We start from the raw sequence: 25040 nt of genomic DNA on the forward strand, positions 1-25040 counted from the left end.
CTTCATTACAAACTCAATAGAGTCGTCATTTTTTCATTATTTGAGGAATAATAATTGCCTAAATTCTACCTTTGCAATTATCTACATGCTTCTGTGTTCATTATACTATCAACAAAAAAGGAAAGACAGTATCCTATCTTTCCTTTTTTTTAAGATTCATAATCTTACTACTAACTTCCAATGAAATATTGGCTTATACAGAGAATATTATAATCTATTCGGGCGCCTCTACCACAGGAATGACGGAAACATAGGAACGGTTATTGGCTTTTCTTTGAAAAGAAACCACGCCATTTGACAGTGCAAAAAGGGTATGGTCTTTTCCAATACCAACATTGTTACCAGGATGCCAGCGTGTACCACGCTGGCGAATAATAATATTTCCAGCGACAACGGCTTCACCACCAAATTTTTTAACGCCAAGACGTTTCGATTCTGAATCGCGGCCATTACGTGAGGAACCACCAGCTTTTTTATGTGCCATGGACGTTCTCCTTTAATCTTCTTTACTCTTTGATGCTACAGCCGCTTTTTTTGGCGGCATAGTCTTTTTTTCAGCTGCCTTCTTAGCTGTTTTTTTAACAGAAACATCCGCTTTTGTTTCTTCTTTTAATGCAGTTGCTTCTTCTTTAATTGGTTTTGCTGCTGCTTTTTTAGGTTTTGCACCACCCATTAACACTTCTAAAATACGCAGTGTTGTTAGCTCTTGGCGATGACCACGCGTACGTTTCGAATTTTGACGACGGCGCTTCTTAAATGCAATAACCTTACGTCCACGTATTTGCTCTACAATTTCAGCCGTAACTAAAGCACCCGCAACAACAGGAGAACCAATAACCGCATCACCCTCTTGCCCTACCATCAATACATCATTAAATTCAATGATATCACCGGCAGTGCCAATAATTTTTTCAACTCTCACCACTTGGTTAGCAACAACGCGGTATTGCTTACCACCGGTTTTAATGACTGCGAACATTTTTTATCCTTTCGTTCACTCCAGCTCTTATTTGACTCTTATTGAATTTCTACCTTATTAATAAGAAAAAATAGGCCGCTTTTTATCAGTCGTAATAGATTTTAAAAGAAGGACAAAATACCCTTCAAACACAAATATGCGCAGATTTCTCCACGCTTGTATTTTGCGTATATGACCGAATTTCTCTTCTCTGTCAATAAAGTCATACAAAAAAACAAAAAAAGGGTTGTACTAGGAGAGATTGAAGTTTATCTACCCGTCATATACTTAAATAGTGCAAATCTTGTTGTACTTTTACGGAGAGATGGCTGAGTGGTTGAAAGCACCGCACTCGAAATGCGGCATAGGGGCAACTCTATCGGGGGTTCAAATCCCTCTCTCTCCGCCAGAGCACTCAATAAAGTGTTCTTTTTAAATATTTTAATGCATATAGCTTTTATAGCTTGCCGGCAGATTTTGTACCAATTTATTTTTTTCAAAGAGTTTTTTAAGGGGCTCTCAAAGGATCTTCAGAAACCTTTCAAAGATCATTTAAAATCCCTTTAACAAGTCTTTTTTCTTTTAAAGGTCGCAATTTTTGAGAGTAGGTCATCAGCAGGAATCGTATTATAGGAAACACATTATTTGAGAAGCAGCATGCATAAAATATGATTTCTTTTAGCATAAACTGGCGTGATAGCTTTTTCGATTTTCAGTACGTTATTAAAAAACAAAAGAAAATTTGAAGAATCGGTCAAGTTGACCGAATTGCATTTCAATTTAATCTAGTGGACAAACACGAATAATATGGCCGTCGGGATCTTTGATGAGGAAGGTACGTCCGAATATGTCAGTATAGGGTTCCTTCAAGACATTTATCTCAACGGTGGTTTGCTCTTGCCATTCCGCATAGAGTTTATCTACATCCTCTCCATGAGGCAACATAATGCCAATTTCTGAAAAACGAGGCACATTTTCCTCAGGTGCATCGCCCCCAGACCAAAGTGCAAAGAGTGCATCACCCGAAGAAGCAAATGCAACATAGCGTGGCGAGATGAATACAGGCTCCTTCTTGAAGATGAATTTGTAAAAAGCGGTAGAATGCTCTACGTTTGATACGTATACCAATTGTAGATTTGGCGTAACAGGATAAGTAGGAATATTGCTCATAAATTCTCCGTGATTTAGTAGCTGTTGCTTGACACGATATACCTATTCGAGAATCTTTCAACAAGAGTTTATCATGCTTCCGTTCGCAGTGGGCTCTACTGATATATTTTTACTCGCTTATTGCTCGAAGCCGCTACTTTATAGTCTTTTCTAACCTGATTTTGCCACCAATATAAACAGCAGCTGGTGTGATAGGATCAACGGATTTTAATTTGTATAATTCCTCGTTGTTTTCATTTTCTGCTGTTAAAATTTAATTTAGCAAACAATGTATGAATGATAAATGTACATAAAATGGTGAATTATCACGCATTATTTTGATTTATAATGGAAATTTATCTTTTCGCATGTTGAATGAAAGTTTCGAATATTGTAAAATTCCCTCATTTAAAACTTTCTTATTTATTTTGAATCAAGCAAAATCATCTGTAGATCAGAACAAAAATGAGCGTATGAATTAAGAAATAAAAATGCTCTTTATAAATTAATAAATGTAAGGGTTATCGCGATATTTTGAGCGCGCAAATAGAATGATGTTGCTGTTGCCTAACACCCTCATAGATGTAAAGATGAAGGTACACAATGGATTATGCGTTATTTTGCACGTCTTGCCTGAATATGTGCTAACAATCCCAATGTCGAGCTATCGCGTTTATCTGCTTTATTTTCTCCGCGAAGTATTGGTAACAATTCATCTGCTAATTCTTTACCAAGCTCAACACCCCATTGATCAAATGAATTAATGTTCATTAAAATCCCTTCAACAAAAATACGATGCTCATAAAGTGCAATGAGACGACCAAGTGCAAAAGGTGTCAATAAATCCTGAAGCAACATAATACTAGGGCGGTTTCCTGCAAAGCTTCTATGACGTGCTAAATTATCCGCTTCGCACGTATCAATGCTCTTTTTTAAAAGGATACGCCGCGTATCTTCAACACTGCGTCCTTTCATTAAGGCTTTTGATTGTGCTAAGCAGTTCGCTACCAACATATCATGCATAGGATGTAAATTGTGCTCATGACCTTTTATAAACAAAATAAATTCTACAGGAATAACATCTGTTCCTTGATGCAGAAGCTGAAAAAAAGCATGTTGACAATTGGTTCCTGAATCACCCCAAACAACTGGACCACTTGAAAAATTTAATGGTTTGCCTTCTAAAGAAACTTGCTTACCATTTGATTCCATATCAAGTTGCTGTAAATAAGCTGGAAAATGCTCCAAACGTTGTGCATAGGGAATAATAGCACGTGATGAATAACCACAAATAACACGATGCCAAAATCCTAAAAGTGCGAAGCGAATAGGAATATTTTTATGGAAAGGCATTGTCTTAAAATGTTGATCCATTTGCAAAGCGCCTTGGAGAAACTGACGAAAATTACGCCCCCCTATCGCTAACATCACAACAAGACCAACAGCTGACCAAATGGAATAACGCCCTCCAACCCAATCCCAAAATTGAAAAACTTTCGAAGAATCTATGCCAAATTCCTCTACTTTATCAAGAACACTCGAAACAGCAACAAAATGCGTACAAACAGCTTTTTCTCCTAAATGTGAACGAATCCATTGGCGTGCAACTTGAGCATTTGCCATTGTTTCAGCCGTTGTAAAAGTTTTAGAAGCAATGATAAATAACGTTGTTGCCGGATTCAAAACAGAGAGAACATCAAAAATATCTGCACTATCCGCATTAGAAACAAAATGACAATGGGGACCATCATGATAAGGTTTTAATGCACATGTAACCATCACCGGTCCAAGATCAGAACCACCAATACCAATATTGACAATATCGGTTATCTTCTCACCACTGTGCCCCTTATAGCTGCCATCACGCACTCTTTCAGAAAATCTTTCCATATCATGGAGAACAGCTTGAATATCCTGAATCAAATCATGACCATCCAACATGAAAACTTCATCAGCAGGTAAACGGAGTGCAATATGAAGAACTGAGCGCTTTTCCGTTGTATTAATCGCCTGCCCTGAAAACATTGCTTCACGTTTGCCGAACACATCTGCTGCAACAGCCAAATCATCTAGGAGTTTCAATGTGTTAAACGTTACGCCACATTTTGAAAAATCAAAAAGGAGATCATCAAGTTTTAAAGAAAAATGAGAAAAACGCTGTTTATCTTCCAAAAAATGCTTACGGATGTCACTCACATCATCCTTCGTAGCGTGTTCTCTTAAAGCCTTCAAAATCCCCTCAAAAGCTTTCTCGTTCCGCAGCGATAAACGATCTTTCATGGATTTATCCCGTACAGTTATTGACAATAAAATCTACACACAAAATGCATCATAAAACAGCGAATACCTCCTTTATTGCTTATCCTTTTAATGCTCACATACAAAATGAAAGGATCAAAAGGAGAACGATAAGATCCGAAAACGACATTTTTAAAACAAATAAAAAACTTCTCAATCTCTTTATAAAATGTATCATTCAACTTGGCTAAGTTCTCTTGTTAGACGTACCGCTTCTTCTGCTTTTGATTTTACAAAATGTCCAAGAAAAAGGTAAACAACCGGTGTGACATACAACGTAAAAATAGTTGCTAAACCCAAACCACCAACAATAACCCAACCTAAAGCTACACGTGCTTCTGCACCCGCACCCTTGGCTAACACCAAAGGAATCCCTCCTAAAATGGCACAAATCATGGTCATACAAACCGGACGAAGACGAATATTGGCCGCTTCTTCTACGGCTGCACGAACAGTTTTGCCTTGATCTCGTAATTGATCTGCAAACTCAACAATGAGAATACCATTTTTGGCCATCACTCCAATCAACAAAATCAAGCCAATTTGACTATAAATATTAAGGCTAACACCGCTCAACAACATCGCAATCACAGCACAACCAATCCCTAATGGTACGGTCGCCATGATAATAAATCCTGAAACAAAACTTTCAAATTGTGCGGCTAAAACCAAGAGGATAATTATAAAGGCAATTCCAAAAACAATCATAAAATTGGAAGATGTTTCATCAAGTGTTGCCGCCTCCCCTAAAGGTACCACATAATTTCCTTTTGATAACAAAGGAGCAGCAATTTTTTGTACAGTCTGATAAGCATCCCCTAAAACAACACCTGGAGCAAGATTAGCACTTAAAACAACAGCACTCATACGTTTTTCCCGTTTTAATTGGGGCGCAATAGCTTTTTCATGTAAATTCGCAATGACTGATAAAGGAATATATTGATTTCCTTTTGTTTTTAAAAAAATATTTTCCAAATCATGAGGACTTCTCATAGGATTCTTCCGCGATGTCAGTTTAACATCATAAGAATGATCATCCACATAAATGGAACCTATCTTTTTACCATCCAGCATCGCTTGTAATGTATTGCCTAAATTCGTGATATCAATCCCTAAATCTGCCGCTTTTTCTCGATTTATTTCAATAAAAAATTGCGGTTGCGTTGCATCAATAGTAAGACGTGGACGAATAAAATGCGGATCAGCTTGTAGAGCACTCACAAGCTTATCAGCAATTGGCTGCAATTTTGTGTAATCATTGCCAAGAATTGCAAATTGTAATCCTTGCCCCGTTCCTCTCACACCTAAAGAATTTCCCTGCGCTGCAAACACCAAAACTGCTGGAAACTGTCTTACCTTTACATTAACATCTTCTACAATCTCTTGTTGACTCCGCAAGCGTTTGTCCCAGGATGAAAGCAACAAAACTAAAAAAGCAGTATTAGGCGAACCACCAATCCCCGCAATAGAATAGCTATTAACAATCTCTCCAGCATCACGTAAAGGTTGTAAGCTTGCTTCAACCTGCTCTACTTGCTCATTGAGATATTGTGTTGAAATACCCTGTGGCCCATTAATGACTAAAAAGATAAGAGCCCTGTCTTCTGCTGGTGTTAATTCTTGTTTGAGTTTCGTATAACCTCCAATACAAAGACAGGCAAAAATAAGCGAAACGAAAACAACTGTCCAAGGCCTTTCTAAACATTTATGCAAACTATAAGCATACCATTTGCTAAAAAAAGAGCCTAATTTATCCAGAAAAGCAAAGTAATGTGCCTCTTCTCTATTACCCTCAACATGTCCTTTAAGAAAGCGTGAAGCTAACATGGGACAAAGCGTCAAAGCGACAATAGAAGAAAGAAGAATCGAAATTGCCAAGACAAAACCAAATTCTCTAAAAAGTCCCCCTACTTGCCCAGGAAGAAATGAAATAGGCACAAAAACAGCAACGAGAGTCAATGTCGTTGCTAAAACAGCAAAAAATACTTCCCTTGTTCCTAACACTGCTGCAGCCCGAGAACCTAATCCCATATTACGCCACCGAACAATATTCTCAAGCACGACAATCGCGTCATCCACTACGAGCCCTGTTGCTAAAACAAGTCCCAAAAATGTGAGAATATTTAACGAAAATCCTACAAGATAAATGGCAGCAATGGTACCAATCAAAGCAACAGGAATCGATAAAGCAGGAATAAGCGTTACACGAATGTCTCTCAGAAAGAGAAAAATAACTAGGATAACGCTGAGAATAGCAATAACAAGGGCAACCTCAACCTCATGAAGTGCACTTTTAATAAAAAGTGCATCATCACTAATAACACTCATATGTACAGAAGAAGGAACAACAGTTTTGAGATGATCAAGAGCTTCTCGAACACCTTTAGAAATATTAAGGGTATTGGATTGTGCTTTACGCACAATTCCCAACCCAATGCCTGTCTTTCCATTGATACGAAGAATTACCGTTTCCACATCAGGTGATAGAGTAACACGCGCAACATCACCAAGATGCACATGTGGCTTTAAAACAACTTGTTCAAAAGCTTCTGATGTCGTTAAACGTGCGGTGGCACGTACAATTAAAGTCTGCTTAGAATTACGTAATGACCCTACCGGTACATCCGTTGCCATATCAGCAAGTATACGTGAAATATCTGCTACAGTTAATCCATAGCTAGCAAGCTTTGCTTGATCAACATCAATCTGAAAAATCTTCGTACCAGCACTATCAACCTGGACATCACCAACACCATCAACAGCGGACAATGCATCAACAATTTGATCATTTACAACCGTTGTTAAATCATCAATATTCATGATTGATGAAGTCACAACCAAATACATCATCGCGGCAGCATTCGAATCTGCTTTAATAATCATAGGTGCATCAGCATTTTTGGGCAAAGTATAAGCAATACGAGAAAGAGCATCACGAATATCAGATGCTGCAATATTTAAATCAACACCAACATTAAAATGGACCTCTACACGAGAACGACCAAAAGAAGAACTTGAAGAAATCGTTTTAACACCTGAAACACGAGCAACAGCATCTTCTATAACTCTGGTAATTTCTCGATCAATTGTTTCTGCTGATGCACCAGAAAAAGTGGTCATAATTGTCGTTACTGGAGTATCAACATCGGGGAGTTCGCGTACATCAACATTCAACCATGCAGCAAACCCTGCAATCATAATCATCGCATTCAAAACAAAAGTGAAAACTGGTCTGCGAATAAATAATGCAATCATCCCACCTTGCTCGGCCTGTGCTGGAGGATGTTTGGTGCTCAATTCTTGACTCATTGTACATCCTGTCCATGAAGTGTTGATAATTGCTGTTGATTGATTTTTGGATCCTCAATAGTCACTTGGCTTCCTAGATGAAGCATCTGTACTCCCTGTATGACAACTTGATCACCATCTTTTAAGGGGGCTTTCACAAAAACCTGATCTGCTTTATGCTGAATAATTGATACTGGAATGGATTCTACCTTACCCTCCCTTACTCGCCAAACAAATGATCCTTTGCTGTTCCATTGAATTGCAAGAGGATTCACAACAGGGAAAGAACCTCCATGAAATCGCAAAGCAATAGAAAAAGACATACCAGACATGAAGATATCTTTTTCATTCTCGATTCCAATCTGGACATGAAGTGTACGGCTTTCAGGATCAATAACATTATCAATCGCATGAATATAACCAACAAAAGTTTTATCCGGCTGTGCTGTTAAAGTTGCTGTTACCTTATCTCCTTTATGGATATGCGATATATAACGTTCAGGAACCCTGATATCAACTAAAATACGTTCTCTATTCTCAATACGTCCTATTATGGTATTAGGTGTCACAGCATTGCCCTCACCAATGGGTAAAATGCCAACAACTCCATTAATTGGTGCTCGAATTGTTCGCCGATCAAGGTCTAATTCAGCATTACGCAAAGCTAAATTTGCGTTATCCAGCTCTAAATGGGCAGTAATCTCTTGAACCTCTGTTGCTGTCTTGCTGGCACGTAATTTAAGAACACGTGAAAGTGTTAGTGCACTGTTATCACGTTGTACTTTTGCTTTTGCAACCGCTATTTCTTCCTTTTTAGAATCAAGCTTTGCAATTACATCCCCCACTTGTACTTTCATACCAGCTGACACAAAAACCTTATCAACAACGCCTGATAACCAAGGCGTTAATTCTACAAAAGCCAAAGCTTGCCCACTGCCAAGTGCATTCAACTGTTCATAAAAATCTTTAATTTTTACAAGATCAACAACAACATGTGTTGGCGGCCTACTGCTTTGCATTTTTGAAGTTTTCTGGGATATATTTATCGTTTTATCCACTACAGAAATGCGTTGCTGTGCACTTTGTTTGCCTGCCCAATAAGTAACCATCAAAACGATAACGAGAAATACCAGTGGGAAGGCTTTTTTAAACAGCTTCATATATCTACCTTTGCTGTGTTATGAATATATGTAAATTTTTCTGAAACAGTTCTTAACAGTAATATCCGAGTTTCATACAACAACCGAACTGCAGGTAGCGTATCTCATCCCCCACCGCAAAAAACATATCTCGTGTTGCGCTTGATTATCTTTCGTAAATGAAAAGGTCAAGTTAACTATCGTTCATCTTAAATGACACCATTCACACAACAAAAAAATAATCATCTCAAAATCCAACTAAAACCTAAAAATATGGCACTTTTTTTAAAATATATCATAAACAAAGAGATAAAATTTTTATTCCTACCAAGTTTTGCTTGCAATTCCTTCGTGAAACGATTAGGAACCCTTTGTCTTAAGTAAGATAGAAAATTGAAATCTATGCACCCGTAGCTCAGCTGGATAGAGCACCAGACTACGAATCTGGGGGTCAGGAGTTCGAATCTCTTCGGGTGCGCCACTTTTATAAATTTCTACTTTCTTCAGTGTCGGAATTTAATCACTCTTCTTTTCTTGAACCCTTTGCCATTATGTATTTATAGCGTTGTCAAATGCATCATAGTTGCTTTTTATAACTGCGAATCAAGGCTTCTTTTCGAGATATTTTTAGATACAGCAGATATTTAAGGTGTTTTCATTCCTCAATAATGGAAATCTTTGCAAATTTTTTGCATTTCTTAAAATGTAAAATAAAATATTTTGTCTTCTTTTGAAAAAGTTACAAAACTTTTCAAACTATAACATTCTTACCTCATCAGATGAGGTAAGAAGAATACTTTATAATGAGCTGTAAAAACGCAACGGTTCATTCTCATGAACCGTTTCTGATATACATGCATTTTTTCTCAATCACGTATCCTTTCCTAAAGCTTATCAGAATTAAAAAGGGAGAAATTCTTTTTTTAATTATAATATTTCTTTCACTTTAGTCTTTTCTCTAGCACAGTATGTCATCAATTCCATATGTTATGATGTCTTGTACCCTCCTATTCTATAGGTTATCTTGTCTGATTATAGTACACGCTCTCAATGTCAACAAAAGCCAAGTTTAAAGGGTTCTTCTATGCCTAAAACAGATATTGAAATTGCTCGCACTGCTCAAAAGCAACACATCACTGAAATTGCCCAAAAAATCGGCATTGCCCCTGAAAATCTCATTCCTTATGGACATGATAAAGCTAAAATTTCTTCTGCATATATAAAATCACTCAATAAAAATCCGGAAGGGAAACTTATCCTTGTTACAGCTATAAATCCAACACCTGCTGGAGAAGGAAAAACAACAACAACGGTTGGTCTTAATGATGCCCTCAATCTCATCGGAAAAAAAACCATAGCCACCTTGAGAGAGCCATCTTTAGGTCCCTGTTTTGGTATCAAAGGTGGTGCTGCTGGAGGTGGTTATGCTCAAGTTGTACCGATGGATGATCTTAATTTACATTTTACCGGTGATTTTCATGCTATTACAGCGGCTCATAATCTTCTTGCTGCAATGATAGATAACCATATTTACTGGGGAAATACTCTGAATATCGATCCTCGCCGCATTGTTTGGAGACGAGTCCTTGATATGAATGACCGTACATTGCGTGATATCGTCACTTCCTTGGGTGGAGTAACCAATGGTTTTCCTCGCCAGACAGGCTTTGATATTACTGTCGCATCCGAAATTATGGCACTTTTTTGCCTTGCCAACAATCTAGAAAATCTTACGCAAAGACTGAAAAAAATTATCGTTGCTTATCGTTATGATAAAACACCTGTGACAGTTGCTGATCTCAATGCAGAGGGAGCAATGACAGTTCTTCTTAAAGATGCTATGCAACCTAATCTTGTACAAACAATCGAAAATAATCCTGTTCTTGTACATGGAGGTCCTTTTGCCAATATTGCTCATGGCTGTAATTCAGTTATAGCAACAAAAACCGCTTTAAAACTTGCCGATTATGTTGTCACAGAAGCAGGATTTGGAGCCGATCTTGGAGCAGAAAAATTTTTCAATATTAAATGTCGACAAGCAGGTATTATCCCGAATGCTATAGTAATTGTCGCAACAATTCGTGCATTAAAAATGAATGGTGGTGTGAATAAAAATGACCTAACTAAAGAAAATATTGCCGCTTTAGAAAAGGGGACCGCCAATCTTTTACGACATATCAAAAATATGGAGTACTACGGTATTCCTTGTGTCGTCGCACTTAATCATTTTGATACCGATAGCGATGCTGAAATAAGGACGTTACAAAAAATAGTTGCAACAACCGGACATAAGGCTATCGTTTGTAAACATTGGCAGCAAGGGGGTAAAGGCGCAGTAGCACTTGCACAGGAACTTGTTACCTTAATTGAAGAAAAAGATTCTCATTTCAAAGTTTTATACCAAAATGATCTTCCTCTTGTTCAAAAAATTAATTCCATTATAAAAAATATCTATGGTGGTCGTGGAGCTATCATCTCTGCCCCTCTTCTCAAGCAGCTTGAATGTTGGGAAAAAGAAGGTTATGGCACACTCCCTATTTGTATGGCTAAAACACCCTATTCCTTCTCTGCTGATCCTACTCAATACGGAGCGCCTGTTGATTTTGAAATTCCTGTACGTGAAGTCCGTCTCTTGGCAGGGGCAGGTTTTATTGTTGTCATTTGCGGAGATATCATGACTATGCCTGGTTTACCGCATTACCCTATTGCTGAGAAAATTTATCTTGATGAAAATGATCAAATACAAGGGCTCTCCTAAGATTATAGCTGTAAACTCAATCATTCATTATGAAAGGCGCCTGATAACAAAAAGAATAGAATTTTAAAAAGCGATATAGACAAACACCTTCTTTATGTGGTATGCGTATTTATATTGTACGTATATTATACGTATGGTAGGTTTCCTTTTGGATATTCATTTAAAAGGAACTAGGTTTTTCCTATTATTTATGACACTGAAACAAAGCAGGATAAATAGTGCAAGTACTCGTTCGTGATAATAATGTTGATCAAGCGCTACGCGCGTTGAAAAAAAAGATGCAACGTGAAGGTATCTTTCGTGAAATGAAAATGCGTAGTTATTATGAAAAGCCATCGGAAAAGCGCGCTCGTGAGAAAGCTGAAGCTGTTCGCCGTACACGTAAGCTTGCTCGTAAGCGTGCGCAAAGAGAAGGTGCTGTTTAAAAACGGTCTAGCTTCTGCGGTAAGATAGTCTGTTTTCTGCTTTATAAAATTCCGTAGCAATAACAGTGCTTGGAGTATCTAAACAGTCTGTGTAATACGATGAAGGTTTTTCTTTATCGTATTATTTTTCGTTATCTTCTGTTGTGGACTAATGTGTTGTTGAGATTGTCGCCGTTAATTTTTTACAACAGCGTTGGTGGGTTTTATTGAGCTCTTAATTTATATCGCGCTTAGATTGTCGTTTGCAATCGTGAAGTGCGTTCGTTGTTATGTAAAGTACACATTGTGTGTACAGTGTTTTTTATCTTTTAATATCATCTTTGCTTTGTACGTACATTCTTTTGAGAGTTCTGTTATTTTCTACTCACTCTTTAGCATCTTTCAAATTCTTTTAAACAGCTGAAATCACGAAATATAAATTAGCTACGTCAATATGCAATTGAGTGTGTAGAAGGTATAAATTTCGCATATGCAATCTTTCTTCTTAACATTTATTAAATGAGACAATGAAACTCTATAACCTCAAGTGTTTCATGACAATTTGGACTTCATGCGAGGCTCTCTTATAGGCTCTTGTATCTGCTTATAACATTCCAGTATTACTCACTAAACAAATAATGTTATTTTATAACTAGAATAAAAAGCTTGTAAAAAACGTTAGCAGCCAAAATCATCTCATGTTTGTAAGATTATAGCCCCTTTTCCTTTGGTTTATCCCCAATCATGCGGATGGTTTTGTATTTGAACGGCTCATCGATTGCGTGTTTTCTCTCTTCTAAAACGGCTTTTCAGGTTATATGCTCATTTCTCTCTTGTGCTCTTATTGAACAATTTTTTGATCATAAGACAAAGACAGCTGTTTCATCATTTGATGAAATAAATCAAACAGGTAGACACAATACTTCCCCCCAATCTGTTTATAAAGGCTTATACAACTCATATACCCTTCAATCCGCTCAATATTTATCTCAATCCTATAACTGGATGAAAATTCACTGTTGATTTAAAGGTATCCTCTTATACATAAAGAAAATGTTAAGTAGTTTAAATTTTTATCTTAACTTATTCCATGATTCTTGTAACCATTTCCTTATTGTTTAGATCTCTTTAACTAGCAGTGTGCCATAGCTTTTATCAGTTCTCAATTCTCTCTCAGATCTTAGATTGCCAATATCAGAGAAACAAAAAAGGTTTAAGTGTGCAATATTTTCGTTGGTTTCGATTCTCAGTACTCACATCATGTATCCTCATAGCAGGTGTTTTTGTATTCAATTCCCTTCGCTTTGTGAACGCACAAACGCTCAATCAAAACTCAGGGCAAAACTCAGGGCAAAACTCAGGGCAAAATTTAGGATCAAGTGGTTTACCACTCCCACGGTTTGCTTCTATTAAGCCTACACGCGTGAATGTGCGCATCGGACCAGGAAGCAATTATGCTATTCTCTTTACCTACACAAAACAGGGGCTTCCTATTGAAATTATTCAAGAATACGATCAATGGCGCAAAATTCGTGATGCCGAAGGCGATGAGGGGTGGGTCTATCAATCTCTTCTCTCTGGAAAAAGGACCGCTATAACTATTCCATGGCAAAAAGATAAAACAAAAAGGCTAATGCTACGCAAAAATCCCGCAAACAACGCAAAACTCGTAGCAGAAGTAGAACCCAATGTCATTGGTAATATTCGCCAATGTGATGAACAGTGGTGCGAATTAAATATCAATAATATCCGAGGATGGCTTCCTCAATCTCTGTTATGGGGAATCTATCCTGATGAAAAAATAAATAATTAATGAATTTTTTAATCCATAAAGTTTAATTTTTATCTCTTATTGAACTTTCTCATGTTCTCTATGCAGATTAGCTTTTCGGTTTTAATCGAACGATCAAGTCAACATGTGAGATTTCCATACCTTCTGGTGGTTTGGGCAAATTCCCAATAATAGGCGCTTCTCCTAAATCGCAAGGAATATCAAGAATACGATTTTCGCCTTCTATATAAAAGTGATAATGATCAGAAGTATTGGTATCAAACCAAGTTTTCGAACCTTCTACGGCAATAATCCGTAATAACCCCGCTTCTGTAAACTGATGAAGCGTATTATAAACCGTTGCCAAAGACACAGGCACACCTGCCCTCACCGCTTCTTCATAAAGCTCTTCAGCAGCAATATGACGGTTCCCTTGAGAAAAAATCATATGCGCAAGTTCTAACCGCTGACGTGTTGGTCGCAAACCATTTTTACGCAAATGCTTTTCTAACGTAGAAATTGAATAATAACGTATAACCTTCTCACAATCTTTTGCAGGTAGCTGCTCTTGATTGGAAATGAAATTGTCTGCATTCACTGACATGTTTAAAACCACAATATAATCTATTCAAATAAGTAAAATATAAAAAATGGGAACAGTTTGATATAATTTTTCATTCCATTTTTTTATAATCACACACACAGGATACATAAAAAAGGGCTTTTGTCATTAAAAATGATATAAAATCATTTCCCTCTCTTTCAAATTTGCTCTAAAAGTAGATTGGGGAAAAGCGCAGAAGTCAAAATATACGCTAACAAATGGAGTAACAATGGCTGAACAAAAGTCTCGCTATACTTATGAAGAGCTTCTAAGCTGTGCTCGCGGCGAAATGTTTGGTAAAGGTAATGCACAATTACCTGCCCCACCAATGTTGATGATTCATCGAATCACCCAAATTAGTGAAACGGGAGGTGAATATGATAAAGGAATGGTTCGCGCTGAATTTGACATTACCCCAGACCTATGGTTCTTTGATTGTCATTTTATAGGTGATCCAGTTATGCCGGGCTGTCTCGGGTTGGATGGTATGTGGCAATTAACAGGTTTTTTTCTCGGCTGGTTAGGTGAACCAGGAAAAGGGAGAGCTATATCAACAGGTGAAGTAAAATTATCAGGTATGGTAACTCCGCAAACCAAACTTCTTGAATATGGAATAGACTTTAAACGTATCCGACGTGGAAATTTGGTGTTAGGAATAGCAGATGGGTGGGTAAAAGCAGATGGTGAAGCTATCTATAAAGCAAGTGATTTACGTGTTGCCTTATTTAAAGAAGATTGAAATTATTTCCACCAGAACATTTTGTTGTTCTGTATGAAACAAGGAGGTATGGATGCGTCGCGTTGTTGTAACTGGAATGGGAGTTGTCTCTGCAATTGGAAATGATATAGAGGCAGTTTTAACCAGTTTGTATGAAGCCAAATCCGGAATTTCTTATGCACCTCAGTATGCTGAATTAGGTTTTCGTAGCAGAGTTTACGGTAAACCTGATGTTAATATAGAAGAACTGGTTGATCGACGTGCTTTGCGTTTTCATGGACGTGGAACTGCTTGGAATCACATCGCTATGGATCAAGCAATTGTTGATGCGGGTTTAGAGCCCCATGAAGTATCAAATGAACGCACGGGTATCATTATGGGCTCTGGAGGCGCTTCAACTCAATCAATCGTTGAAGCTGCTGATATTACACGGCAAAAAGGTCCAAAGCGCGTTGGTCCTTTTGTCGTACCCAAAGCAATGAGTTCTACAGCATCTGCGACACTTGCAACTTTTTTTAAAATTAAAGGCGTGAACTATTCAATTTCTTCAGCATGTGCAACCTCTAATCATTGTATTGGAAATGCTTATGAATTAATACAGTATGGTAGACAGGACCGCATCTTTGCTGGTGGTTGTGAAGATTTGGACTGGACATTATCTGTACTCTTCGATGCTATGGGTGCGATGTCCAGTAGATATAATGACACACCAGAAAAAGCTTCACGTGCCTATGATGTCAATCGTGATGGATTTGTTATTGCTGGTGGAGCAGGTGTTTTGGTTCTTGAAGAGCTCGAACTTGCTAAAGCGCGTGGCGCGAAAATCTACGGAGAAATTGTTGGATATGGTGCTACATCAGATGGTCATGATATGGTTGCTCCATCCGGTGAAGGGGCAGAACGGTGCATGCGCATGGCGCTTGCAACCGTAAAGAATAAAATTGATTATATCAACCCTCATGCAACAGCAACACCTGTTGGTGATCCCCCCGAAATAGAAGCAATTCGCCGTATCTTTGGAGCAGGTGATCAATGCCCACCTATTTCTGCCACAAAATCTCTGACCGGTCATTCTTTAGGGGCAGCAGGTGTTCATGAGGCAATCTATACATTGTTAATGATGAAGCATAATTTTATTTGCGAGAGTGCTCATATTGAAGAGCTTGATCCAGCTTTCGCCGATATGCCCATTGTTCGTGAACGTCGTGATCATCAACAACTTAATACTGTATTGTCAAACACATTCGGTTTTGGCGGTACCAATGCAACGCTCATTTTCCAACGTTATGCATAAAGAGGGATTCTTAGCTGGTTGAAAAAGCACGGTCTTACGGAGAATAACATGAAAGGTTTGATGGAGGGCAAACGTGGCCTTATTATGGGGGTTGCAAATGACCATTCAATTGCATGGGGCATTGCCTGCCAACTCGCAAAAGCAGGAGCTGAATTGGCTTTTACCTACCAAGGAGAAGCCTTTGGAAAACGCGTTCAACCTTTAGCAGAACAGCTCGGTTGCAAATTGTTGCTTGAATGCGATGTTGAAAAAATTGAAAATGTTGATCGTGTTTTTGAATATCTTGAAAAAGAATGGAAAACGATTGATTTCGTTGTTCATGCCATCGGCTTTTCAGATAAGAATCAATTAAAAGGACGTTATGTTGATGTAACAACACGCGAAAACTTTCAGCGCACAATGGTTATTTCTGCCTATTCTTTTACTGAAATTGCTCAGCGCGCTGGTAAGCTTATGCCTCATGGAGGTGCGCTTTTAACACTTACCTATGGAGCTTCACAACAAGTTGTCCCTAATTACAATATTATGGGTGTGGCTAAAGCTGCTTTAGAAGCTATGGTACGTTACTTAGCAGCGGATTTTGGTCCTCAAAACATTCGTGTCAATGCAATTTCAGCTGGACCTGTGAGAACTTTAGCAGGCAATGGAATTGCAGCTGCACGCGCGATTTTTTCCTATCAACGTCGTAACGCGCCATTGCGTCGCACCGTAAATATTCACGAAATTGGAAAATCTGCTCTTTATCTCCTTTCTGATTTATCATCAGGCGTTACTGGTGAAATTCATTATGTTGATTCAGGCTATAATATTATGTCTATGCCAACCCTTGAAGAATTAAAACAAAGTGAGGAAACACAAGGAGGATAACTCTTCCTAGTGCTTGGTCAAAGTACGAAAATACCCCTTTGCACAGCATATAAAGATATGTTGAGTGCTTTCTTCTCTCCTGTAAAATCTATAATTAGAGAACATAGCTTGCTTTTTAAAGATATAACTTAGAGTAGCAGTTAAATTTTTCCATGTTTTAGCTATATCCGCTATACTTCAGTCATCCACATAAAAAGCGATCTGGTTTTCTTTCATTTGCTATAGTATGACTGCTTTATCTTATGGTCAGCGTACTAAACTTCAAAATTTCTATTCTATGACCACTATCTCTCTCATCTGTTTGAATAGTTTAGAAACATACTGTATCACGTATTTCATCTTTGAGTGCTCGGCTCAATAATGTATTTGCTGCTTCGATTACACTTTTATCGCAAAATAATATTTGATAGATTTGCTCTGTAATTGGCATTTCTACTCCTATGCGTTGTGCTAATGCATGCACTTCTTTCGTATTTAAATAACCTTCAACAACTTGGCCAACCTGTTTTTCCGCTTCTTTTATATTCATTCCTTGACCAAGCAGCATACCAAAACGGCGATTGCGCGATTGATTATCAGTACATGTTAAAACCAAATCGCCTAAGCCTGTCATACCCATAAATGTGGAAAGTTCAGCGCCCATAGCAACACCCAAACGACTGATTTCAGCTAAGCCTCGTGTGATGAGCGCTATTCGAGCATTTGCCCCAAATCCCATGCCATCTGATATTCCTGCACCAATGGCAATAACATTTTTGACCGTTCCACCCAATTGAACGCCAATCATATCAGAATTTTTATAAACTCTCAAAGCCTTATCACAATGAAAAAGTTGCTGTAGCTCTTTACTAAATTCAGCATCAGAAGCTGCTACTGTAATTGCTGTAGGCAAACCAATGGCAATCTCCTTGGCAAAGGTTGGTCCAGAAAAAACAGCTAAAGGAATTTTATCTCCTAAAATTTCACAAGCAACTTCTTGTAAAAGGCGTCCTGTACCATGCTCCAAGCCCTTCGTTACCCATATAATACGTGAATGTTGATCCAAATAAGGTTGAATATTGTATAATACTTGGTGAAATATATGACTTGGAACAGCAATTAATATATTTCGGCTTGCTGTTATTGCAGTTTCAAGCGAAACTTCGGGAGATAGATTTTCAGGAAATTGAATATCTGGTAAAAATGCTTGATTGCAGCGATATTTCTGTAATTCTTTGATATGCTGAGGATTATGACCCCAAAGTAAAACACGATGGCCATTACGAGCCAAAGCAATCGCCAACGCCGTGCCAAAAGAACCAGCACCAATAATTGTTATCGAAACGGCTTTCATCAAACTTTCTGATTATTCTCCAAATTTCTCTTTGTAGTCCGTTATGGCTTCATTCTAACATACTGTGAAATCTTTTCAAAATTCTCATACCTTCTGTATTCAAGCGTATGAAAATAATATTATAGCTTCTCCAAATGACTGCTTATCTCAGGTCAAATTGAGGTTACACTTAAGTCCCCATAAACTTTCTCGTTTAAAATAAACGTATATTCAAAATGATGCCTCTTCAATTTCCTCTCTAGCCCTCTGTTTATCACTCACCTTAGCCCCAATAAACTTGTTTATAACGAACTCTCGCAAAAAAGCCAATGCACTTGGCATTGGCTCTATGAATCTTGTTATTTTTGATAATTTTATTGCACAGGCGTTTGCATGCTTGGTGTTTGTTCCATAGGCATTTCCACACCTGGTGCTTGCTCTACAGGAGCCGGCATACTTGGCTCTTGCCCCATAGGCATTTCCACACCTGGTGCTTGCTCTACATGAGCTGGCATACTTGGCTCTTGCTCTGTAGCAACCTGAGTGCTTAATAAATCTCCTGCTGGCTTTTGTTTTTCTGATAATTTTCCTGTCGATATAGAACTATCTTCTGTTGTTCTTTCCGGCTCAATAATACGTCCTGAACCACCCATCATATTATAATTTAAATGGGAAATAGCCCACCACGTACCACCAATAATAATCAAAACGCAAATGGCCGCAAACCACAAAGCGCTTAAATTCCATTTCGCATCTGGACCAGAATTCAAGTGCAAAAAGAAAACAACCTGCACTATAATTTGAATAATCGCCATTCCAATAAGATATGCAACTTTTGTACTAATCGCCCAGCTCTCCATCATTCCATACATCACAGGAATAAAAGAACCTAAAGTAAAAAATATCGCGAGAATAAAGCCGATTAAATAGGAACCAGTACTGGGACCATGTGTTTCGTTTTGCATGTTCATTACAGCGCTCCTAACAGATAAACCATGGTGAAAACACCAACCCATACAATATCAAGCAAATGCCAAAAAATTGAAAGGCATGCTAAACGCGTTTTATTATCCTGATCCAAACCACTCCGACGTAGATGAAAAAACATCACCACCATCCAGAGAAGACCAACACTCACATGAAGACCATGGGTGCCAACCAAAGCAAAAAACGCTGACCAATAAGCAGATAAAACTTCTTTTCCAAAAAGCTTTAAACCCGTTGCAGGGTCAATACCAGCATAAGCACCAGGATCGTAATAAAATACTTCGCCCAAAAGTTCATGGAATTCGTAAATTTCCATGCCAATAAAGCAACATCCAAGTACAAAAGTAATAGCCATCCATAAACGCACACCACTGAGATGCCCCTTATGGGTTTGTACCATCACAAACCCATAAGTAATTGATGAAAGCAACAAAATAGCAGTTTCAACCAAGACAAACTTTAAATCAATAAATTCACTGCCTGCTTTTCCTCCACCGTAAGAAGCGGAAAAAACAGCGAAACTTGAAAAAAGTGTCGAAAATAGGATCAAATCCGAAAGGATATAAACCCAGAAACCAAACGTCATGACGGAACTATTGTCGTGATGATGCTCATCAATGTGAGTCTTCTTCATTGCCATCGTACTCATACTGTTACTCCTTGTTTTTTAAGGACAGCTGTAAAAGCATCTTCTGTCTTTTGCACTTCTTCAGCTGGAATATAGTAACCATGATGATCACCTGTTAATGAATGACACACTATCGTCGCCACAAAGCCAATCATTCCAATCGCAACGAGCCACCAAATATGCCAAACAAGCGCAAAACCAACAACTAATGAAAAGAACCCAGCAATAATTCCAGCCGATGTATTTGACGGCATATGAATTTTTGAAAATCCACTTGTTGGACGCTGATAACCATTTTTCTTCATATTCCAATAGGCATCGTCAGAGTGTACCTCTGGAATAATGGCAAAATTGTAAGAAGGTGGCGGTGAAGAGGTAAACCATTCAAGTGTACGTGCATCACCCCAAGAATCATTGAGCGTTACTGGTAAGCGTCCCTTATGCTTAATACCGTACCAAATTGCCAAAACAACTTGCAGCACAAAACAAAGGATACCAAGTAAGATAATAAAAGCTCCTAGTGCTGCAATTATAAACATCGGCTGCCAACTAGGCTCCATGTAATGTTGAAGACGACGCGTCGCACCCATGAGCCCAAGCGCATAAATTGGAAAAAAGGCAAGATAAAAACCAATGAACCAACACCAGAAAGATGCAATGCCTAGCATCCGATTTGGTTTATAACCAAAAACTTTTGGAAACCAAAAAGCAAGTCCAGCTAAGTAGGCAAACACAACACCTCCGATAATTGTGTGGTGGAAATGCGCTATCAAAAACAACGAATTATGAAATTGCCAATCCGCAGGCACAATAGATAGCAAAACACCTGTTAAGCCACCTCCAACAAATGTAAAGATCATCCCCATGCACCAAAGCATTGGAGGCTCAAAACGTATCCGCCCTTTATACATGGTTAGTAACCAATTAAAGACTTTTACACCCGTTGGAACGGCAATGATCATCGTAGCAATACCAAAGAAGGTGTTTACAACTTCACCCCCACCCATGGTAAAGAAATGATGTCCCCAAACAAGAAGTGAAAGGATTAAAATAACCAACATTGCCCATACCATTGAAGTATAACCAAAAAGGCGTTTTGAAGAAAACGTCGAGACAACTTCAGAAACAATCCCAAAAGCAGGGACAACCAAAACATAAACTTCAGGATGCCCAAAAATCCAAACATAGTTAATCCATACCATTGGATTTCCGCCACCAACATTGGTAAAAAAATTCATGCCCAAATAACGGTCACATGCCAAGAGAGCAAACGCTACAGCTAAGACAGGATAAATCACTAAAATAAGAACATTACTAACGAAAGCACTCCAACAAAAGACGGGCATTTTCATCATCGTCATACCAGGTGCCCGCATTTTTATCATCGTTGCAACAAAATTGATTGCTCCCATCGTTGTTGCAATACCAGACAGTTGAAGTGACCACAAATAATAGTCTACCCCCGTATCTGGACTTCCTTGCAACTCTGTGAAAGGTGGATACATCAACCAGCCACCACGACCAAAATTACCAACACCTAGTGATATGTTAATGAGTATTGCTCCTGCAGCTGTAATCCAAAATCCCAAATTATTGGCAAAAGGAAAAGCAACATCACGAGCACCAATTTGAAGTGGTATAATATAATTGAAAAGACCAAATAATATCGGCGTGGCCATGAAGAAAATCATTATAGTACCGTGAGCCGAAAAAATCTGATCAAAATGATCAGGAGGTAAATAACCCGCCGTTTCGCTCCCCAGAGCCAAAGCCTGATGCGTTCGCATCATAATTGCGTCCGCGAAACCGCGAACAAGCATAATAATACCAAGCACTATATACATAATGCCAATGCGTTTATGGTCAACTGTTGTAATCCAATTTCGCCATAAGACTCCCCACCATCCAAGCACTGTCAAAGCAAGAACAGCAATTAAACCACCCACAACAATCGCAATACACGTGTATAAAACGATCGGTTCATGTGCCAGCGCGTGAAAAGCACCAGCTGTAGGATCTGTAAGTCTTCCAAACATTTCTCAACCCGTATCAGATAAATTTCATTTTAAAAAAACCTTATTTTTAAAAGGTCTCTTTCTCGATTGATGCACTCAATAACCATCAGGATCAAAAACTGAACAAAGTGCACCCCAAAGTGTCTGAGCTGCAGCTCGCTTCATTAAATCTTCATTACACACCGTATTTGCATCAACACATCGATTAACAATCCGGTAGTAGAGCTGCTTCTCAACAGGTGCAAAATAACGTACCTCAGCATCCTTTTCCTTCGCAGCAATATCACCCATACGAGGCGCAATAGAAAGCTGACGATAAGATGCACGATCAAGTACTTGACCATGGGCCCGAGCTTTAGCAACCCAATTATCAAAATCCTGCAAAGATACAGAATGCCATTTAAATCGCATTCCTGCGAAACCATCACCACTGTAATTCGCCGAAGTTCCGTTGAATACTCCTTGCTTATCAGCAACCAAATGCAATTTAGAATTCATTTGTGGCATAGCATAAAGAACCGTGCCCAGTTTTGGTACCCAAAAAGCATTAACAGAATTCTCTGACGTCAACTGCAATAAAACTTGGCGACCTTCAGGTGCATAAATTTCATTGACTGCTGCAATACCATATTGAGGATAAATAAAAACCCATTTCCAATCCGTAGCCACAACATTTATCTGCAACGGCTCCCCTTCACCAACAATTTCCGTGGGAAGCGGATTTTCTGGTTCAAGCTTATAGGTGTAATAGGCAGTCAACGCACCCAAAACACACACGATAACAATTGGAATGCCCCACATAACTGCTTCAATTTTATTGGAATGCCCCCAATCAGGTAAATATTCTGCTGACGTGTTCGACGCATGATATTTAATAGCCAAAAATACGACACTCACCATGACTGGAATCACAACGCAAAGCATAACAGCAACACAAATAACAATCAAAATAAGCTGTTGCCGCGCAACATATCCCGCCGGGTGAAGAACGTCAAACTTACAACCTGATAAAAGCAACACAACCCCTAAAATTACGAGCATCTTTATTCGTTTAACAAAGTTTTTCATTTCACCTGCCCCATCATACATACCAGAAGTTGCCATCAAAACATGACAAAATCTTAACGATATGCTTACCAATTTAAAAAGAATTATCAAGTAAATTCAAATGCCCTCATCAACATTATACAACTTTTGATTCCTCTCTGCCCAATTTAAGCCTCTTGGCAATATATTCAAGCGCAAACCAATACCCATCGCTCCCACAACCGGCAATGACAGCATCCACACCAGCAGACGTATAAGAGTGGTAGCGAAAGGACTCACGATGATAAATATGAGATAAATGAACCTCTACTTTTGTCCCTGTAAATATTTTTAAAGCATCAAGAATTGCAACAGAGGTATGGCTATAAGCAGCAGGATTGATTATCAATCCTGCACTCATTCCAACCGCTTCCTGTATCCACTCTACCAATTGCCCCTCATAATTGCTTTGATGGAAATGTACGACTATACCCGCTCTGGTTGCCCATTCCTTGCAAAATTTTTCAATATCTTCTAGAGTTTCAGTTCCATAGATCTCTGGCTCACGTTGCCCAAGAAAATTTAAATTAGGACCATTTAAAACCGTTATAATTGTAGACATCATAAGCCTCTTTTTCGTCGACCATCACTTATAAAAAATTTAGCACATTTTTATTGAAATAAAGCTCCATCCTTAATCTCAAAAAACTCTGCTCGTCCTTTTAAGGAATCAAACAAAATGCGGTCTGTTCCTGTCATAAATGTTTGCCCCCTCAAGTCATCAAGAATATCAAATAAAGCAGCGCGCCGATGAGAATCAAGATGTGCTGCCATTTCATCAAGAAGTAGTATAGGTGCCCTCTGCGACATCATACCTGTTAAACGCGCATGACATAAAACCAAACTTGTGAGCAACGCTTTTTGCTCACCCGTAGAACAAAATGTTGCAGCCATGTTTTTATCAGCATAAAAAACTTGTAAATCTGTGCGATGTGGTCCTTCCAGAGTCCTTCCAGCTGCCCGATCTATTGCACGGTTATGTCGCAATCGATCATAAAATTGCTCTTCAACCTCAACCGCCGATAATTTACTCAAAGCCGTTTCTAAAAAACCATCAATTTGTAAAAAAGCGCGTGGAAAAACTCTCTGAGATGGCATTTGTACAAACAGATCATTCAAAAGCCTAATAAGATCAATACGTGCGGCAGCAATAGCCGTTGCTAGTTCTGCCATCTGCTTTTCTAACGCATTAAACCAAGCATCATTTTCATTGTCATCCAAAAATAAACGATTGCGCGCGCGCATCACCTTATCATAATCTGCTATGCGACGACTATGCAAAGGATCAATAGCCAAAACCATACGATCTAAAAAACGACGCCGCTCAAGCGAAGGGCCTGTAAAAAGCCCATCCATAGAAGGTGTCAGAATACTGATATGACAGTAATCTGTTAAGCAATCTCCTGTCTCATTCACACCATTAATATGTACTTTACGACTATTAGTCCCAATTTCGAATGCTGTACCAATCTTTACTTCACCATAAAGAGCACATTCAAGACGTGCAAAGACAACAAACCCTTCACCACCATCATTTGCAAAACTAACATCAGAATAAGCAGCACGCCGCAAACCGCGACCAGGAGAAAGAAAAGATAAAGCTTCTAAAAGATTTGTCTTACCCGCACCATTATGGCCAGTAAAAACCACATGCTGACCTGAAAAATGGATATTAAAGGAGGAATAATTGCGATAACGCACAAGCTTTAGCTGCCGCACTGCCACTTTGTGCACATAACCAGCTATGCATTGCAAAACAATAGT

General features: G+C 38.6%; 19 protein-coding genes, 2 tRNA genes and 1 pseudogene. 8 read left to right on the forward strand and 14 right to left on the reverse strand.

The genetic code is table 11. The features are described 5' to 3' along the window. Positions 1-214: 214 nt before the first annotated feature. Positions 215-484, reverse strand: coding sequence for a 50S ribosomal protein L27 (gene rpmA / locus PVV64_RS03990; RefSeq protein WP_273759703.1), 270 nt, complete (start codon positions 482-484; stop codon positions 215-217). A gap of 12 nt (positions 485-496) precedes the next feature. Continuing rightward, positions 497-979, reverse strand: coding sequence for a 50S ribosomal protein L21 (rplU, locus tag PVV64_RS03995; RefSeq protein ID WP_273759704.1), 483 nt, complete (start codon positions 977-979; stop codon positions 497-499). Between the two features lie 298 nt (positions 980-1277). Here rplU and PVV64_RS04000 point away from each other — a divergent pair. Beyond that, positions 1278-1367: transfer RNA gene (locus PVV64_RS04000), tRNA-Ser, on the forward strand. A 371-nt stretch (positions 1368-1738) separates the two neighbouring features. Here the strand turns inward: PVV64_RS04000 and PVV64_RS04005 are convergent. The 4 genes from PVV64_RS04005 to PVV64_RS04020 form a co-directional block, all read right to left on the reverse strand. Then, positions 1739-2128 carry a VOC family protein gene (locus tag PVV64_RS04005; RefSeq protein WP_273759706.1) on the reverse strand — a complete coding sequence of 130 codons (390 nt, stop codon included), beginning with the start codon at positions 2126-2128 and terminating at the stop codon, positions 1739-1741. 594 nt (positions 2129-2722) lie between these two features. Further along, a complete protein-coding gene (gene pgi / locus PVV64_RS04010) occupies positions 2723-4387 on the reverse strand; it encodes a glucose-6-phosphate isomerase (protein WP_273759708.1) in 1665 nt (554 codons plus the stop codon). A gap of 192 nt (positions 4388-4579) precedes the next feature. Then, on the reverse strand, positions 4580-7714 hold the full coding sequence (locus PVV64_RS04015) for an efflux RND transporter permease subunit (RefSeq protein WP_273759710.1): 3135 nt from the start codon (positions 7712-7714) through the stop codon (positions 4580-4582). Beyond that, the gene (locus PVV64_RS04020; RefSeq protein ID WP_273759712.1) at positions 7711-8853 is read right to left on the reverse strand and encodes an efflux RND transporter periplasmic adaptor subunit; all 1143 of its coding nucleotides are present in this window, start codon (positions 8851-8853) and stop codon (positions 7711-7713) included. Before PVV64_RS04020 ends, PVV64_RS04015 begins: the two co-directional genes overlap by 4 nt. A gap of 383 nt (positions 8854-9236) precedes the next feature. On the opposite strand from PVV64_RS04020, the gene PVV64_RS04025 reads away from it, so the two are divergent. The 4 genes from PVV64_RS04025 (at position 9237) to PVV64_RS04040 (ending at position 13807) form a co-directional block, all read left to right on the forward strand. Then, positions 9237-9313, forward strand: a tRNA-Arg gene (locus tag PVV64_RS04025). Positions 9314-9916: 603 nt separating this feature from the next. Beyond that, positions 9917-11590, forward strand: a complete 1674-nt coding sequence (locus PVV64_RS04030; protein WP_273759714.1) for a formate--tetrahydrofolate ligase — start codon at positions 9917-9919, stop codon at positions 11588-11590. Positions 11591-11808: 218 nt separating this feature from the next. Then, the gene (gene rpsU, locus PVV64_RS04035; protein ID WP_273759716.1) at positions 11809-12015 is read left to right on the forward strand and encodes a 30S ribosomal protein S21; all 207 of its coding nucleotides are present in this window, start codon (positions 11809-11811) and stop codon (positions 12013-12015) included. Between the two features lie 1198 nt (positions 12016-13213). Further along, on the forward strand, positions 13214-13807 hold the full coding sequence (locus PVV64_RS04040; RefSeq protein ID WP_273759719.1) for an SH3 domain-containing protein: 594 nt from the start codon (positions 13214-13216) through the stop codon (positions 13805-13807). A 67-nt stretch (positions 13808-13874) separates the two neighbouring features. Here the strand turns inward: PVV64_RS04040 and irrA are convergent, their stop codons facing one another. Further along, on the reverse strand, positions 13875-14369 hold the full coding sequence (irrA, locus tag PVV64_RS04045) for an iron response transcriptional regulator IrrA (RefSeq protein WP_273759791.1): 495 nt from the start codon (positions 14367-14369) through the stop codon (positions 13875-13877). Between the two features lie 229 nt (positions 14370-14598). Between irrA and fabA the strand changes: the two genes are divergently transcribed. The 3 genes from fabA to fabI are packed head-to-tail and all read left to right on the forward strand — an operon-like array spanning position 14599 to position 17248. Continuing rightward, positions 14599-15108: a 3-hydroxyacyl-[acyl-carrier-protein] dehydratase FabA gene (gene fabA / locus PVV64_RS04050; RefSeq protein ID WP_273720182.1), complete on the forward strand. Its 510-nt coding sequence runs from the start codon at positions 14599-14601 to the stop codon at positions 15106-15108. A 52-nt stretch (positions 15109-15160) separates the two neighbouring features. Continuing rightward, the gene (gene fabB / locus PVV64_RS04055; RefSeq protein ID WP_273759721.1) at positions 15161-16381 is read left to right on the forward strand and encodes a beta-ketoacyl-ACP synthase I; all 1221 of its coding nucleotides are present in this window, start codon (positions 15161-15163) and stop codon (positions 16379-16381) included. Positions 16382-16429: 48 nt separating this feature from the next. After that, entirely contained in the window at positions 16430-17248 is an 819-nt protein-coding gene (fabI, locus tag PVV64_RS04060; protein ID WP_273759723.1) for an enoyl-ACP reductase FabI, read from the forward strand. Positions 17249-17558: 310 nt separating this feature from the next. Here the strand turns inward: fabI and gpsA are convergent, their stop codons facing one another. From gpsA to recF, 7 genes and pseudogenes are all read right to left on the reverse strand, one after another. Further along, positions 17559-18581: an NAD(P)H-dependent glycerol-3-phosphate dehydrogenase gene (gpsA, locus tag PVV64_RS04065; RefSeq protein ID WP_273759724.1), complete on the reverse strand. Its 1023-nt coding sequence runs from the start codon at positions 18579-18581 to the stop codon at positions 17559-17561. A gap of 356 nt (positions 18582-18937) precedes the next feature. Beyond that, positions 18938-19531, reverse strand: a pseudogene (gene cyoD, locus PVV64_RS04070) (cytochrome o ubiquinol oxidase subunit IV); the annotation flags it as partial. Continuing rightward, positions 19531-20196, reverse strand: coding sequence for a cytochrome (ubi)quinol oxidase subunit III (locus PVV64_RS04075; protein ID WP_273759726.1), 666 nt, complete (start codon positions 20194-20196; stop codon positions 19531-19533). The pseudogene cyoD and the gene PVV64_RS04075, both read right to left, overlap by 1 nt. Further along, positions 20193-22211, reverse strand: a complete 2019-nt coding sequence (cyoB, locus tag PVV64_RS04080; protein ID WP_273759727.1) for a cytochrome o ubiquinol oxidase subunit I — start codon at positions 22209-22211, stop codon at positions 20193-20195. Before cyoB ends, PVV64_RS04075 begins: the two co-directional genes overlap by 4 nt. A gap of 75 nt (positions 22212-22286) precedes the next feature. Further along, positions 22287-23258, reverse strand: coding sequence for a ubiquinol oxidase subunit II (gene cyoA, locus PVV64_RS04085; protein ID WP_273759792.1), 972 nt, complete (start codon positions 23256-23258; stop codon positions 22287-22289). A 115-nt stretch (positions 23259-23373) separates the two neighbouring features. Beyond that, positions 23374-23838, reverse strand: coding sequence for a type II 3-dehydroquinate dehydratase (aroQ, locus tag PVV64_RS04090; protein WP_273759793.1), 465 nt, complete (start codon positions 23836-23838; stop codon positions 23374-23376). Between the two features lie 50 nt (positions 23839-23888). Next, positions 23889-25022, reverse strand: a complete 1134-nt coding sequence (recF, locus tag PVV64_RS04095) for a DNA replication/repair protein RecF (RefSeq protein ID WP_273759794.1) — start codon at positions 25020-25022, stop codon at positions 23889-23891. Between the last annotated feature and the right edge of the window lie 18 nt (positions 25023-25040).

It is taken from the genome of Bartonella sp. ML70XJBT.G, assembly GCF_028618575.1.
GTDB lineage: Bacteria > Pseudomonadota > Alphaproteobacteria > Rhizobiales > Rhizobiaceae > Bartonella.